This window comes from Plantactinospora sp. WMMC1484 (genome assembly GCF_049315195.1).
In the GTDB taxonomy this organism is placed as follows: domain Bacteria; phylum Actinomycetota; class Actinomycetes; order Mycobacteriales; family Micromonosporaceae; genus Plantactinospora.
On the sequence record NZ_CP186055.1, the window covers coordinates 4,390,463 to 4,404,335 of the forward strand.

Annotated in this window: 11 protein-coding genes; 6 read left to right on the forward strand and 5 right to left on the reverse strand. The window is 68.8% G+C overall.

Annotation, left to right across the window (positions count from 1 at the left end; translation table 11 throughout):
- The first annotated feature begins 1 nt into the window (after window position 1).
- The 5 genes from ACN28C_RS19285 to ACN28C_RS19305 are packed head-to-tail and all read left to right on the forward strand — an operon-like array spanning window position 2 to window position 6,606.
- Entirely contained in the window at window positions 2–1,900 is a 1,899-nt protein-coding gene (locus ACN28C_RS19285; protein ID WP_422768940.1) for an ABC transporter ATP-binding protein, read from the forward strand.
- Complete coding sequence (locus ACN28C_RS19290) at window positions 1,897–3,678, forward strand: ABC transporter ATP-binding protein (protein ID WP_422768941.1); 1,782 nt, start codon at window positions 1,897–1,899, stop codon at window positions 3,676–3,678. Before ACN28C_RS19285 ends, ACN28C_RS19290 begins: the two co-directional genes overlap by 4 nt.
- An 8-nt stretch (window positions 3,679–3,686) precedes the next feature.
- Window positions 3,687–5,033, forward strand: coding sequence for an NtaA/DmoA family FMN-dependent monooxygenase (locus ACN28C_RS19295; RefSeq protein WP_422768942.1), 1,347 nt, complete (start codon window positions 3,687–3,689; stop codon window positions 5,031–5,033).
- Window positions 5,030–5,446: a hypothetical protein gene (locus tag ACN28C_RS19300; protein ID WP_422768943.1), complete on the forward strand. Its 417-nt coding sequence runs from the start codon at window positions 5,030–5,032 to the stop codon at window positions 5,444–5,446. The genes ACN28C_RS19295 and ACN28C_RS19300 overlap by 4 nt, the downstream gene beginning before the upstream one ends.
- Window positions 5,443–6,606 (forward strand): condensation domain-containing protein, encoded by a 1,164-nt coding sequence (locus ACN28C_RS19305; RefSeq protein WP_422768944.1) that lies wholly within the window; start codon window positions 5,443–5,445, stop codon window positions 6,604–6,606. Before ACN28C_RS19300 ends, ACN28C_RS19305 begins: the two co-directional genes overlap by 4 nt.
- A gap of 6 nt (window positions 6,607–6,612) precedes the next feature.
- Here ACN28C_RS19305 and ACN28C_RS19310 read toward each other — a convergent pair whose 3' ends face one another.
- The 4 genes from ACN28C_RS19310 to ACN28C_RS19325 all read right to left on the reverse strand — a co-directional run bounded on the left by ACN28C_RS19310 (window position 6,613) and on the right by ACN28C_RS19325 (window position 11,055).
- Complete coding sequence (locus tag ACN28C_RS19310) at window positions 6,613–7,032, reverse strand: SRPBCC domain-containing protein (protein WP_422768945.1); 420 nt, start codon at window positions 7,030–7,032, stop codon at window positions 6,613–6,615.
- A 258-nt stretch (window positions 7,033–7,290) separates the two neighbouring features.
- Complete coding sequence (locus ACN28C_RS19315) at window positions 7,291–8,466, reverse strand: cytochrome P450 family protein (protein WP_422768946.1); 1,176 nt, start codon at window positions 8,464–8,466, stop codon at window positions 7,291–7,293.
- A complete protein-coding gene (locus ACN28C_RS19320; RefSeq protein WP_422768947.1) occupies window positions 8,466–10,049 on the reverse strand; it encodes a (2,3-dihydroxybenzoyl)adenylate synthase in 1,584 nt (527 codons plus the stop codon). The genes ACN28C_RS19315 and ACN28C_RS19320 overlap by 1 nt, the downstream gene beginning before the upstream one ends.
- Before the next feature lie 49 nt (window positions 10,050–10,098).
- Window positions 10,099–11,055 (reverse strand): hypothetical protein, encoded by a 957-nt coding sequence (locus ACN28C_RS19325; protein WP_422768948.1) that lies wholly within the window; start codon window positions 11,053–11,055, stop codon window positions 10,099–10,101.
- Window positions 11,056–11,465: 410 nt separating this feature from the next.
- Between ACN28C_RS19325 and ACN28C_RS19330 the strand changes: the two genes are divergently transcribed.
- On the forward strand, window positions 11,466–12,620 hold the full coding sequence (locus ACN28C_RS19330) for an aminotransferase class I/II-fold pyridoxal phosphate-dependent enzyme (protein WP_422768949.1): 1,155 nt from the start codon (window positions 11,466–11,468) through the stop codon (window positions 12,618–12,620).
- A 41-nt stretch (window positions 12,621–12,661) separates the two neighbouring features.
- Here the strand turns inward: ACN28C_RS19330 and ACN28C_RS19335 are convergent, their stop codons facing one another.
- A complete protein-coding gene (locus tag ACN28C_RS19335) occupies window positions 12,662–13,786 on the reverse strand; it encodes an amidohydrolase family protein (RefSeq protein ID WP_422768950.1) in 1,125 nt (374 codons plus the stop codon).
- Window positions 13,787–13,873: the final 87 nt, after the last annotated feature.

Consider the following 13,873-nt stretch of genomic DNA (forward strand, 5'->3'; position numbering starts at 1 on the left):
GATGCAGAATGCCTTGGCCAAGCGTTTCCCGACGATCGGCGGCTACCTGCGGTTCATTCGCGTGGCCTGGCTCGCCAGTCCCGGGTACACCCTGCTTGTCGGCCTGGTCACCGTCGCGATGATCGGTGTACCCCTGGTCGCGATCGTTGTCGTGGGAAGGATTCTCACGAACCTACCGGCCGCGGTCAGCGGCGGACCGGATTCGGCACAGGCGCACTCGTTGTCGCGCCTGGCGCTGCTGGCCGGAGTTCTGGTCGCGATCCAGTGGGCCGCCTACTCGGCGCGCGAGGCTTCCTGTGAGGCGCTCGGTGACCGGGTGAACCACCGGCTGCAAAGTGATCTCATGCGAGAGGTGATGGCGCCCCCGGGCATCGCACACCTGGAAAACCCGGCCACCATGGACCTCATCTCGGTAGGCCGCGACACCTTCGCGCAGTGGATGCGCCCCGGTCGTCTCGCGTGGGAGCTGACCCTTCTACTGTCCGCTCGAGGGCTACTCATCGGCGCGGCGGTCGTGCTCACCACCTTCCAATGGTGGGCGGGGCCGGCGTTCCTCGCGGCCGTGCTCTGGGCCGAGCGGGAGGGCCGGAGCGTGGCGAAAAAAGCCACCGATGTCCATTTCGACTCGACGGCGGAAAAACGGCGCGCGCACTACTTCTTCACGCTGGGCACCGAGCCGGGGCCGGCCAAGGAGGTGCGGGTCTTCGGACTCGGCGACTTTTTGCTCGGCGGCTACCAAACCAGCTGGGACCGGTCGCACGCCGATGCGTTTCGCAGTTCCAGCCGGCGCGAGATGCTCGCCACCGCGACGCTCGGCCTCGTCGCCGTCGGCCTGCTGGCCTGGATGTGCACGCTCGCGGCCCGCGCTCAACTGGGTATCGGTCAGGCCATCGTGTACGCCCAGGCGATGCTGGTCGGCCTGACCGCCCTGGGTACCGCGACCGCGTCGCGGCTGCGGACGACGATGGCGTTGAAAATGCTCAGCCGTCATGAGCAGGCGATCGCGGCGGTCGGGGTGCGGCCGGGCGCGCCGCCGACCCGGACCCTGCCTGCCGGTGCGCCGCTGCAGGAAATCCGGTTCGAGCAGGTTTCGTTCCGTTACCCCGATTCTGGTGTCGAACGCCTGCGCGGGCTCGATCTCGTTATTCCCGCAGGAACCTCGGTGGCGATCGTCGGTGAGAACGGTGTCGGCAAGACCACTCTGATCAAGTTGCTCTGCGGACTGTACCCACCGACCAGCGGGCGTGTTCTTGTCGACGGCGTCGACCTGGCCGAGCTGGATCCGCATCGGTGGCAGCGCCACGTCGCAGCGGTGTTTCAGGACAATGTCAAGTACGAGTTGAGTGCTGCGGACAACGTTGCCCTCGGCGCGGTAGAGCACCTCGACGACCGGCACGGCGTCGAGGCCGCGGCCGACACGGCGGGCGTCGCCGACGTCGTCAAGGGCATGGCCAGGGGCTGGGACACCGTCCTGTCCACTCAACACCAGGGCGGCTCCGAGCTCTCCGGCGGGGAGTGGCAGAAAATCGCGCTGGCCAGGGCGATATTTGCGGTGCGGCACGGCGCCGGTGTGCTGGTCCTCGACGAGCCGGCCGCCCATCTCGACGCGCGCTCCGAGGCGCGGCTGTACGAGCAGTATCTTGACCTGACAAAAGGGGCAACGACGATCGTGGTCTCCCACCGCTTCTCGACCGTACGCCAGGCCGACACCATCGTCGTCATCCAGGACGGCAAGGTCTCGGAGGCGGGTACCCACGACGAGCTGATCGCGCGCGGCGGCTACTACGCGACGATGTTCGCGCTCCAGGCGGCGAATTTCGAACTCGACGACGCGGCCGGCAGCGGTGGCGAGACCGACGAGGCCGCTGCCGACACGGTCGAGACGGGGGTGGCCCGATGAAGGACGCCGTCGACGCGCTACGCGTGATGTTGGGCATCATGTGGGAGACAAACCGAAAGATCTTCGTCGGCCACCTCTTCGTCACCATGGCCAACGTCGTAGCCGCCCTGGTGCTGGCTTTCGGCCTGCGCCCGTTGATCAACGGTACGTACTACCAGGATCGCGGTCAGATCATCGTCGGTGGCGTCACGTGTGTCCTCGCGCTGTGCGTACTGATCTACAGTCCGGTGGCACAGCGCGCCTTCATGGCACGCAGCATCGAAGTACTCATCATGGTCATGCAGCGGCGCATCATGCGGATCACGGTGAAGTCTCCCAGCCTGGACCACTTCGAAAACTCCGTGTACTGGGACCGGTTGCAGATCCTGCGCCGCAACTTCGGCGAGCTGCTGATGGGCATGATGGGCGTTTTCGTGACCCCGATCATCCTGGTTCAGCTGCTCATCGCCTCGGTCACACTGTTCCGGCTGGACTGGCGGCTGTTCTTTCTCCCCCTGATGACGCTGCCGGTCGTCTGGCTGCATGCTGTCGCCCAGCGCATCCAGAACGAGTCCGAGGAAGCGGTGTCGGCCACCCGGCGCTCCGTCTCGGAGATGTTCAAGCTGGCCACGTCCGCACAGTCGGGCAAGGAGGTCCGCGTCTACGGCCTCGGCCCGGACCTGGTGCGCCGGCACGGCGAGTTCGCCGACAGCGCCATGCGCCGCAAGGAGCGGGCGATTGCGACCGCGGTGGGAATCAAGTCGCTCGGCTACCTGCTGCTCGCGGCGGCGTACACGTCGGCTGTCTACATCATTATCCAGGCCGCGGTGGCGGGCCGGCGCTCGCCTGGCGACGTCGCCCTTACGCTGGCGCTTGCCGCTGTCCTCATCGCCGCCGCGATGGTGTCCTCCGACTTCTCCTCGCTCGTGGCCCGGGCCGTCGCGGTGGCCAAGAGTTACGAGCATCTGCTGCGTGACCTCGGGCTGCGGGCTCGGCCCAGGCCGCTCGACGACGCCCCGGCCCGGGTGAACGACGGCCTGGTCCTGGAGAACGTCGGCTTCTCGTACGCCGGCAGTGACCGGTTCGCGATCGACGATGTGAGCGTCCGACTGCCGGCCGGGGCGGTCGTCGCCCTCGTCGGCGAAAACGGCGCCGGAAAAACCACGCTGGTCAAGCTGCTGAGCCAGATGTATGCGCCAACCAGCGGCCGAATTCTGCTCGACGGCCGCGACATCACCGAGTTCGAGGTCGAGCGCTACCGCCGCCGGTTGTCGGCGTCGTTCCAGGACTTCGTGCGCTTCGAGCTGAAGGTCCGCGAGGCTGTCGGCATCGGCGACCTGGAGCGCACCGACGTCGACGAGGTCGTCCGGGGGGCCCTGGACAAGGCACGCTGCGGCTTCGTCAACGAGCTGCCCGAGGGCTGGGACACGCAGCTGGGCAAGGAGTGGGACGGCGGCGTGGAGCTCTCCGGCGGCCAGTGGCAGAGGCTCGCCATCGCCCGCAGCTTCATGCGTGAACAGGCCCTACTGGTGATCTTCGACGAGCCGACCGCCGCCCTCGACCCCCAGTCGGAGTACGAGATCTTCCAACAGGTGGCCGACGAGGCCCGGGCCGGGGGTTCCGACGGCCGGATGACGCTGCTCGTCTCGCACCGCTTTTCGACGGTTCGCATGGCCGATCTGATCCTCGTCATGGAGGGCGGCCGGCTCGTCGAGTCGGGGTCGCACGAGGAGCTCATGGCCAGTGGCGGGCTCTACGCGGAGCTGTACCGCCTGCAGGCGAAGGCATACGTCGCATAGGAGACCTCGTGCTGCTGAACGTGCTGACCCAATGCATACCCTCGCCGTTCTTCGAGGGTCTGTGGCGGCACCCCGAGGATCCGTCTGCCGAGGGATACCGGTCGCTGGCCTACTGGGCCGAAACGGCGCGGATGCTCGAGGACTCGTGTGTCGACGCCTTGTTTCTGGCCGACATCCACGGCACCTTCAACGTCTACCGAGACTCGTACGCCCCGGCGCTGCGCCATGCCGTCCAGGCGCCCACGATCGACCCCGCGTTCGTCATCCCCGCCGCGGCGGCCGTCACGCGGCATCTCGGCTTCGCAGTCACCTACTCGACGACGTTCCACGAGCCCTATTCGGCGGCCCGGATGTTTTCGACCCTCGACCACCTCACCAACGGCCGGATCGGCTGGAACATCGTTACGTCCGACATGCGGGTGGCGCGCGGGACCGGGCTGACCAAGCCGTTGGCGCACGACGATCGCTACGAGCGGGCGGACGAGTTCGTCGACCTGGCAGTGCGTCTCTGGGAGGACAGCTGGGAGGACGGCGCGGTCGTGCGTGACCGGGAGACCGATCTCTTCGTGGACGCCGGCAAGGTGCACGCCATCCGCCACAGCTCCCGGTTCTTCGACGTCGACGTGCCGCACCAGACGGAGCCGTCTCCGCAGCGAACACCGGTGCTCTACCAGGCCGGAGCATCGCCGCGGGGCCGCACCTTCGCGGCCAGGCGCGCAGAGGTGTGCTTCGTGACGCTGTCGTCATTTGCGTCGGGGCGTGAGGAGGTCAGCCGGGTTCGTGAGGAGGCCGCCTCGTTCGGCCGGGAGTTGCGCGTCCTGCACGGCACCGGCCTGATCGTCGGGCGCGACACGGCGGACGCCCAGAGCAAGGCGGACGAGTACCTACGCTGGGCCAGCCACGAAGGGCTGACGACCAAATGGTGCGGCTGGTCCGGCGTGGACCTCGGGGCGTACGCCGACGACACGCCGATCGAGAGCATTCCACCGGAGAACCTCTACTCCGTGCGCAAGTTTCTCGGCGAGTTGCCCGCTCAGCGTCAGCTGACCGTGGGCGACCTGCGGGAATACGTCGCGGTGCCGCGCCGGCCCAACAGGTTTGGCAAGCTCATGCTCTTCGGCACCGCGGTGCAGGTGGCCGACCGGATGGAGGAGTGGCTCGCGCGGACCGGAATCGACGGATTCAACATCAGCCCGGCATTCGCCGCCCGGGGGGTGCGAGACCTGTGTGAGCTGCTGATCCCGGAGCTGCAGCGCCGCGGCCTGATGCGGTCGTCCTATCCCGACGACGAGCCGACGCTGCGAGAACGCTACTTCGGGCCGGGAAACCGCCGATATGCCAGGAGCAAGGTATGAGTTACGAGGGTGCCGAGCCGTTCGACCTGTCGAAGACCTTCGTCCACCTGGGACTCGGGGCGAGCGCGGTGGATCTGCCGGGATTCAAGTTCACTCCCGATGTCCTGCGTCAGTACCTGGTCCGCTTCGTCAAGGACCGCGACGAGGGCCGGCTGGTCGGCGTGGTGCCGATGCGGAAGACATGGACGCACTGGGAGCAGCACGTCCACGGCGACGAGGTGGTCGTGTTGCTCACCGGGCGGTGCGAGGTCATCCAGGAGTTGGCCGACGGCCGGCTGCACACGCTCAGTCTCGGGCCGGGCGAGGCAATGATCAACCCACGAGGCGTCTGGCACACCACCGACGTCCATGATCCGGGCAGCCAGCTGTTCATCGCGGCCGGGCGGCAGACGATCTATCGGCCCCGCGAATGAGCCCGGCTGTGACGCCGCCGGTACGCGAGGTCGCGGCGTCGATGTCGCAACGCCTGCTGTGGATGATTGACCACCATCGGGCTGGCTCCGGATGCCTGAACTACCCGTTGCTGCTAGCGGTCACCGGTTCGATCGACCACCTGCCGGCCGCACTTGACGCCGTCGTCGCCCGGCACGAGGCACTGCGAACCACCTACCAACGACGCAAGGGCCGTCTCCTGCAGCTCATCCACCCGGCTTCACCGGTGCCCATCGTCGACGGAGGGGTCTTCTCCGAGGCAGCGCTGGACCGGGAGATCGCCACACCCATCGACGCACGCCGTGGCGTGCTGAGGGTGACGTACTGGCGCCGGGGCACCAACGACCATGTGCTCTGCGTCAACACGCACCATCTGAGCACCGACGCGGTGTCGTCGTCGGTCGTCACGAGCGAGCTTCTTCGGCTGCTTGACAACGACACCGCCCTGCCCCGGGTCGCCTGGCAGTATCGCCACGCCCTGGAGTGGCAGCGCCGACAACGCGACGACGCGGCGCGGGCGTACTGGCAGGCGCAGCTTGCCGGGGCCGCCGCGCTGCCCCTGGCACCGGGATCCGAGCGGGGGCAGGTTGTTTTCACGATGGGGGCCGGAGCGGCGCAGCGACTGCGTACGGTGGCCCAGCAGGCGCGGACGACGCTGTTCACCGTGCTGCTGTCGGCCTACCAGGCCGCGCTGGCGACGGAGTTCGGGCTCGACGACGTCTGTGTTGCGGCGCCGTTCGCCAACCGACCGCGGCCGGAGATGATGGGTACGATCGGCCTCTTCGCCAATCTGGTGATCCTGCGCCAGCGCGCGGCCCGTCGAAGCCTGCCCCACCTGGTCGCCGACGCCACACGGGTGGTCGCCGAAGCCCGGGAGCACCAGCACTTCGCGTACGCACAGCTACCAGCGGCGTCGGGCCTCGGCGAGGCGGTGTTCCAGCTGCTACCGCCGCTGCCCCCACCGGTCGATCGCGGCAACCGCCGGGTCAGCGTGCTGACGCCCCGCGTGGCCAGCCGCTTCCCGCTCGAGCTGACGATGATCTCGCAGGGCGACAAGCTGCTGGGAATCGTGCAGTACGCGTCGGGCCGGGTCGACGAGGCGGCGGCCCGCCGGCTGGCCGATGCGCTGACGGTCGGATGAGCACGGCTACCCGGCCGCGGAGGTTACGTGGTCCTCGTACGCGCTCAGCAACACGTCCCAGCCGCCAGCGTCGTCGAACTTGTCGCGGTCGCGCTCCTGATCGGCAGACCAGCCCCGGTGTTCGAAGCGTACCGAGCTGCCGGTGCCGTCGGCGACGAAGCTCACCTCCACCTCGGTGTCGGCCTCGTCGTCGAGGCCGTGCGTCCAGCGCAGGGCGACGCGTTCGTACGGTTCCCACGCCGCGACGCTGCCCCAGCCGTGCTCGCCGCCCTTCTCGTCGACCTCGTAGACCCGCCCGCCCTCCTGCGGCTCGATGACCGCCGTGGCGAAGTCGGAGCCGGAGGCGGTGAAGTTGGTGTCCCACCACTCGCCGATGTCCTCGGTGAACGCCTCGAACGCCCGTCGCGGCGACACGGGAACGGACAACGTGCGCACGATGGCCGGCAGCCCTGGAGCGGTCATCGGATTCCCTTCGTGCTGGGCCGCTGTGGCGCCAGCTGGAGCAGCGCCTTTGCCGGGGGCGCGATGGACGACAGAGGAGGATGGCCCGGATCGAACGCCCGAAGGCCACGACGACGACGGCACGGACCGTCGCACCGTCGATCGATCGCACCGGACAACCGTTGACATAGAGATTCGCCAAGATGGCGGGGGCTGTCAAGCCGGGTTGGCGGGTTGGCGGGTTTAGCAGGTTACGGGCAGTGACGTAAGGCCGCGGACGAGCGTACTGTTTCGCCGCACGAGGGTGGCCGGGTCGACGGCCAGGCTCAACCGCGGCAGCCGGTGAGCCAGCGCCCGGAACACGACGTGTCCCTGCAACCGGGCCAGCGGTGCGCCGAGGCAGGTGTGCGGGCCGTCGCCGAAGGCCAGGTGGCGGTGGTGCACCCGGCCGATGTCCAGCCGGTCGGGGTCCGGAAAACGGCGCTCGTCGCGATTGGCTCCGGCGAGCGAGACGAGCACGAACCGGCCGCGCGGGACCCGGTCGGCGCTCAGCCGGACCTCCGCGGTGGTGTAGCGGATCGTCGCGTGGCTGACCGGGCTGTCGTAGCGCAGCAGCTCCTCGACGGCGTGGACCAGCAGGGCAGGGTCCGCGCGCAGGCGGTGGAACTGCTCGGCGTGGGTGAGCAGGGCCAGTGCCCCGTTGCCGATGAGATTCGTCGTCGTCTCGTGGCCGGCGAAGAGCAGCAGGAAGGCGGTGGACAGCACCTGGGTGGCGGTCATCCGGCCGGCCGCCGAATGCCCGGCGAGCAGGCTGAGCCCGTCGTCGCCCGGCCGGCGTGCTTTGGCGACGAGCAGCTCGGACAGGTACGCGTTGAGTGCACCGGTGGCCCTGGCGACCTGCTCGGGGCCGGACTGCTCGACGAGCTCCCGGGACAGCCCGAGGACCAGCTCCACATCGGACCGCGGTACGCCGAGAATGCGGCAGATGAGCAGGATCGGCAGCGGAATGGCGAGGTCGGCCACGAGGTCGGCTCCGCCGCGCTCGGCGATCCGGTCGACGAGTCCGGTCACGATCCGCTCGACGACCGGGGTCCAGGCGGCGGCTCGGCCCCGCACGACCGCGGGGGCCGCCAGCCGCCGCAACCGTCCGTGTTCGGGCGGGTCGGCATTGAGCATGTGCTCCGAGAGCACGTCGTCGTCGCGCCCGAGTAGCCGCAGCGCCCGGCGCACGTCCTTGCTGACGGCGGGGGAGTCCAACACCAGTTGGGCGTCGTCGAAGCGGCTGACCAGCCGGGCCGAGATGCCGTACTGGAGCCGGACCAGCGGCACCTCGCCGCTGCCACGCCAGGCGGCCAGCTGCGGATACGGATCCTGGATGTATGAATCGCCGAGCAATGTCGGGTGTTCTGGTGCGCGCATCACGTGTCTCGCAGGAGTGCCTTTTTGTCGACCTTGCCTACGGCGGTCGTCGGCAGCCGGTCCAGGATCACCAGATGCTCTGGGAAGCAGTGCGGAGCGATGCCGGCGGCCCGCAGGAACGCGACCAGGTCGGCCAGGGTCGGGGGTGTCCCCTCGGGAACGACGAAGGCGGCGACCTTCTCGGTGAGCACCGGGTCCGGCACGCCGGTCACCGCGCACATCTTGACCGCCGGGTGCTCGGCCAGCCGAGACTCGACGAGGACGGCCGGGACCTTTTCGCCGCCGCGGTTGACGACGTCACCGGTGCGCCCGCGGATGGTCAGCAACCCCTCGATGTCGATGCTCGCCAGGTCGCCGGTACGGAGGAAGCCGTCGGCGGTGAACCTGGCCGCGTTGAACTCGGGTTCGCGGTAGTAGCCCCGCAGTGTGGTCGGACCGCGCACGAGCAACTCGCCGACCGCCCCCGGGGGCAGGGTGCGACCGTCCTCGCCGACGACGGCGTATTCGTCTTCCAGACTGAGGGGGTAGCCCTCGTTGGCGAGACGGTCCGCGGCGGGGTCGTGCGGCCGGGTGAAGCTCAGCGGCCCTTCCGCCATCCCGAACCATCGGGTGACCCGGCAGCCGGTCTCGGTCTCGAACGCCCGCAAGGCGTCGACGTCGATCACCGAGCCACCGACCTCGACGACGAGCCGGCCCAGGTCGGCCTGGTACGCGGCGGCCGACTCGCGCCACAGCGGTACGAGGGCGGGCATCAGCGTCGTCACCAGCAACGGGTGGTTGCCGGCTGCGGCCAGCAGCGGGAAGACGGCGTCTGGGCTCGGGGAGCGGGCCATCAGCACCGTCGCGCCGGCCTGGAAGGCGCCGAGGATCCCGGGGCAGCCGAGCGCCGCGTTGTGGGCCACCGGCAGCGCGGCCACGTACGCCGACGAGCTGTCCAGGCCGACGGCAGAGGCCGTCGCACGCATCTGGTACGCGTAGTCGTCGTGCGTGCGCGGTATGAGTTTCGGTAGCCGGGTCGTGCCGCCGCTGAGCAGGAAGAAGGCGACCTCGGCCGGGTCGACCGTCGGCAGGTCGGTGGCCGGAGCATCCACCGCGGACAGCGGCACGAACTCCTCGGCCACCCCGGCGATCACCACGGTTCGCAGGGTCGGCACGGCTTTTACCAGGTCCCGGCCGAGCTCGCGATGGTCGAACCCCTGCCACACCTCCGGCAGGATCGCCAGCTGCGCCTCGGTACTCTCGGCCAGGTGGCGCAGCTCGGCCAGGCGGAGACCGGGCATCGCCAGCACGGGCAGCGCGCCGAGCCGGAACAGGCCCACGCAGGTAGTGACGAAGTCGGCGGTGTTCGGCAGCTGCACGAGCACCCGGTCGAGACGCTCTATGCCGAGCGCCTTAAGGCCCGCCGCAAGCCGGTCTGCGCGGGCCGACAGCTCACCGTAGGTGTGGCGGCCGTCGGCGGTTACCAGGGCTGTCGCGCCCGGATCACGGCGTAGCAGGTCGCCGAGACGGTCGCCGCGCCACAAACCGCGTTGCCGATACACCTTGGCGACTTCGTCCGGCCACGGGATGCATCCGGTCAACATGTGCTCTCCTCGGTGTCCGTGACGGCCGGGCTCAGGCGATGTGTCCTGGTCAGGCGCTGTGCATCTCGATCCGCTGGCCGCGCGTACCCGGGCCGGTCATCGCCTCGATGATGTCGGTGGGCAGTGGCACCGGCTTGCCTGCCCGATCATCCTCGCGGGCGTACGCCGACAGCAGGATTCCCGTCGCGACCGGAATTCGCCGGTCGCCCCGCTGGACGTGGGCGTCGAAGCGGCAGTCGAAGCAGGCGCCACCGACCACCTGGTGTACCTCGTAGGTCGTGTGCACAAGGTCACCCGCATAGGCGTCGGCCAGCAGGCGTAGGCGCACCCGGGGCATGACGGGCACGAGGCCGTGTTCCAGGAGGGTCTGGCGGGCCGGCAGTCCCCGGTCGGCGGCGAACAGCTCGGCCAGCTCGTCGAGGATTCGCAGATGTCCGGAGTACTGCATGCGGTTGTCGTAGTGGCACCCCGACACCGGTACGCGCCAGGAGCGAAACCAACCCAGCGCGTCGTTGGTGATGCGCTCGTCGAGGTCACGCGCCTCGAACTCCGGATCATGGGTATCGACGGCGGTGGGGATGCGGTCGAATTCGTCGATCGCCATGCCCGTCAGTTCCTCGGGCAACTCCTCGCGGCGGCCGGGCACCCGCGGCATGACCACGGTGATGCGACTTTGCAGCACCCGCCGGTCGCCGACGGACAGCCGCACGTTGAAGTAACGGCTGCCGACCGGCTGGGCACTCGCGGTGATCTCATCGTCAAGGTGGGCCACGCCAAAGGCCAGGCTGGAACAGTCGATGATCGAAAACTCCAGGCCGAACCGTTCCAGCAGTACGGCCGGGCTCAGCTTGCGGACCCGGAACCAGTGCACGACGGCTTCCTCGGCGAGCGCCGTCAATCCGCGTGTTCCCACCCGAAGCCGGGTGTTGGCAGTGTCGTAGTGGGGTCGCAGGACGACCTCAGAGACACGGCCGGGATAGTCCTGATGTCCGGTGCTCTCGGTCACGGTGGCTCCCACTGTCGCCGTCGAGACTGCCACGGACCGGTGAGGCCCCGCGGCAGGACTTCGCAGTGAAGATTACGGCAGTCGTCCGCGCGGATCGACAGCCGTTTGTGTCGATCCGAACGGGGATTCGCCCGGCCATGACCGCGACTCGAAGTGCGAAAGGTGCCCAATGCCCGGCACGACCGAACTTGGACACGTATCCAAGCAGAGACGTCTCCCTTTAGGATGTCGACGGGTCCACCGATCGAAACTGGCTGTCCCAACCTGCCTTCGTGTCTCCGCCGGTCCTCCCGGGCGCGCGTGCGAGTGGCTGGAGCGCCTGACCCGTTGGGACCACGGCTCTACCCCACGTCCAGACGAACCGGCGTCGCGACAGCGGCCCGCCGGGCCTGCGAGCAGGAGTAAGTGCCATGACCGTTCCGCACCGGGAAGCCGGCGTCCGCCTGAGTACCGCCAATTTGACCGAACTGGAGATTCGGGCCGAGCGCGTCGGGCTCAATCTGGCCGACGGGCACGCCCGTCAGCCGTTGACGCCCGGCCAGGAAAAGATCGTCGACCGACTGCCGGAACTGTTCCACACCGCGCGGCGGGCCGTGGTGCCTGATCTCGACCGGGAGGCGCAGGTGACCTACCTCTCCGTCCTCGGTCAGCACACGGCCCTGACCGAGGCGAAGATCCTGTCCTGCTACTCCTCCTCGGTGGCGATGGAGATCTTCGCCCGGGCGTTGTTCGCGGCGGGCCTGCGCCGGGTCGGGCTCATCCACCCGACCTTCGACAACATCCCGGACATCCTGCGTGGAGTGGGGCTGGGCCTTCGCGCCGTGCCCGAGCACGTGCTGCACCGGGCGGACACCGCCGTGTTGCCGGATCTGGACGCGCTCTTCATCACCACCCCCAACAACCCCACCGGTGGCGTGCTGGACGAGCCCGCGCTCGCACAGTGGGCGGCATGGTGCGCCGCGCACAACGTCGTCCTGGCCCTCGACACGTCGTTCCGGGCGTTCGACCCACGGGCGCAGTACGACCACTACCGCGTGCTCGCCGACTCCGGGGTGGAGTGGGTGGTCATCGAGGACACGGGCAAGGTCTTCCCGTCCCTCGACCTCAAGGTGGGTTTCCTGGCGTACGCCACCGGCGGCCGGCTGCCGTTGTGGCGGATCTACACCGACATCCTCCTCGGCGTGTCGCCGATGATTCTCTGCCTGGTCACGGCGCTCGCCCGGGAGGGCGCTGGCGGCGGCTTCGCCGCATTGCACCAGACGATCGCACGCCACCGGGCCGGCCTGCACGCGGCGTTGCCGCAGCCGACGTACGGGCGTTGGCCGGACCCCGGCAACCGGATCAGCGTCGAGCGGCTGGCCCTGCCACCGGGGCTCGACGCCGGCCGGGTCAGCGATGACCTGCGGGCACGGGACGTTCACGTGTTGCCCTGCGGCAACTTTCACTGGGCCGACCGGGCAGAGGGCGCGGGCCATCTGAGAATCGCGTTGAGCCGACCGGAAAAAGACCTCCATGCCGGCGCCGAAGTCATCCGCGACTACCTGGCGGCTGCGTCGGCCGGGTGACGGGAGGTGGTCGCCGGCTCAGTTGCAGGGAGCAGACCCGTTCACGGTCGGTCCAAGTCGGGCATCAGCCACCGGCCGTTGTGGACGAAAAACTTTTCTACGGCCGTGTCGCCGACCTTCGACATCGACTCGTGCATGACGCCGACGGGGTCAAGGCCGCCCTCGGAATGGGGGAAGTCGGTGGAAAAAACGTAAACGTCTTCCAGCCCGTACCGCTCGATGTACCGGTGCAGCGGCTCCCAATAGAACGGCGTCGCCCGGACCTGGCGGTTGATGTACTCACTGGGCTTGAGCGGAGCAGTGGAGGTGAGCAGCCCGGGATAGTAGTCGACGCTCTGGTCCAACAGCTCGGCCAGCGGCCCGATCCAGGACGCCAGGAACTCCAGGATGCCCAGGCGCAGGCGCGGATGGCGCTCCAGCACACCCCCAATGATCATTGTCGAGACGAAGACCTGCGGTCCGAGGTGGCTCATCGCGAGGGTGAACGGCCCGCCCTCGGCACCCATGGCGGGCCCGGCATCGATGGGAGTTCCCCGGGACCAGCGCTTGTCCAGAAAACCGGACTCGGAGCCGGAGTGCAGCAGCAGCGGCGTATCGGCCTCCTCCAGCATGCTCCACAACGGATCCCAGACCATGTCGGCCGGGGAGAACCCGCCCGGCGCCGCGCCGCAGTAGACGCTGAACCCGTACGCGCCCGCGGCGATGAGTCGGCGTGCCTCGGCGGTCGCCGCCTCCACATCGTGCAGCGGCAGTACGCTCGCCGGGCGAAGGCGCCCCTTCGACGGCCGGCTCCAGTCGAGACCGAAGTCGTTGTAGCGCTGCACAGCCGTCCACGCTCCGTGCAGGTGCGAGCTGAGCGCGCTGGACACGATCCCGTCGGCGAACAGCAACTGCCGGTCGACGCCCATCATGTTCAGCGTTGCCATCCGCTCGTCGACGTCGTAGCCAGCGGGTGTGTCCCAGTGCTTGAGCCGCCAGACACTTGCCTCGTCGAGTGGCCTCGCGTACTCGACGACGTCACGCTTGCCGAAGGTACGCTCGTGGATCGCCCGGAAGCGCGGCGCGAAGTCCTCGCCGAAGGCGGCCGGAAACTGATAGGGCGCTACGTAGAGATGAGTGTCGCAGTCAACCATCCGGCCCTGGAGATCCTCGACAGCAACGGTCATGGCGCATGTCCTCCCTGAGACGGTCGATGGACATCGGCGACTTGTCCGCGTCGATGTCCTAGCCTGATGGTGATGCGCGTAACCGTC

Coding starts and splice junctions, on each gene's coding strand:
- ACN28C_RS19320 (WP_422768947.1), bottom strand. CDS start 10,049: ATGTTGACCGGATGCATCCCGTGGCCGGACGAAGTCGCCAAGGTGTAT.
- ACN28C_RS19300 (WP_422768943.1), top strand. CDS start 5,030: ATGAGTTACGAGGGTGCCGAGCCGTTCGACCTGTCGAAGACCTTCGTC.
- ACN28C_RS19305 (WP_422768944.1), top strand. CDS start 5,443: ATGAGCCCGGCTGTGACGCCGCCGGTACGCGAGGTCGCGGCGTCGATG.
- ACN28C_RS19285 (WP_422768940.1), top strand. CDS start 2: ATGCAGAATGCCTTGGCCAAGCGTTTCCCGACGATCGGCGGCTACCTG.
- ACN28C_RS19290 (WP_422768941.1), top strand. CDS start 1,897: ATGAAGGACGCCGTCGACGCGCTACGCGTGATGTTGGGCATCATGTGG.
- ACN28C_RS19335 (WP_422768950.1), bottom strand. CDS start 13,786: ATGACCGTTGCTGTCGAGGATCTCCAGGGCCGGATGGTTGACTGCGAC.
- ACN28C_RS19330 (WP_422768949.1), top strand. CDS start 11,466: ATGACCGTTCCGCACCGGGAAGCCGGCGTCCGCCTGAGTACCGCCAAT.
- ACN28C_RS19315 (WP_422768946.1), bottom strand. CDS start 8,466: ATGCGCGCACCAGAACACCCGACATTGCTCGGCGATTCATACATCCAG.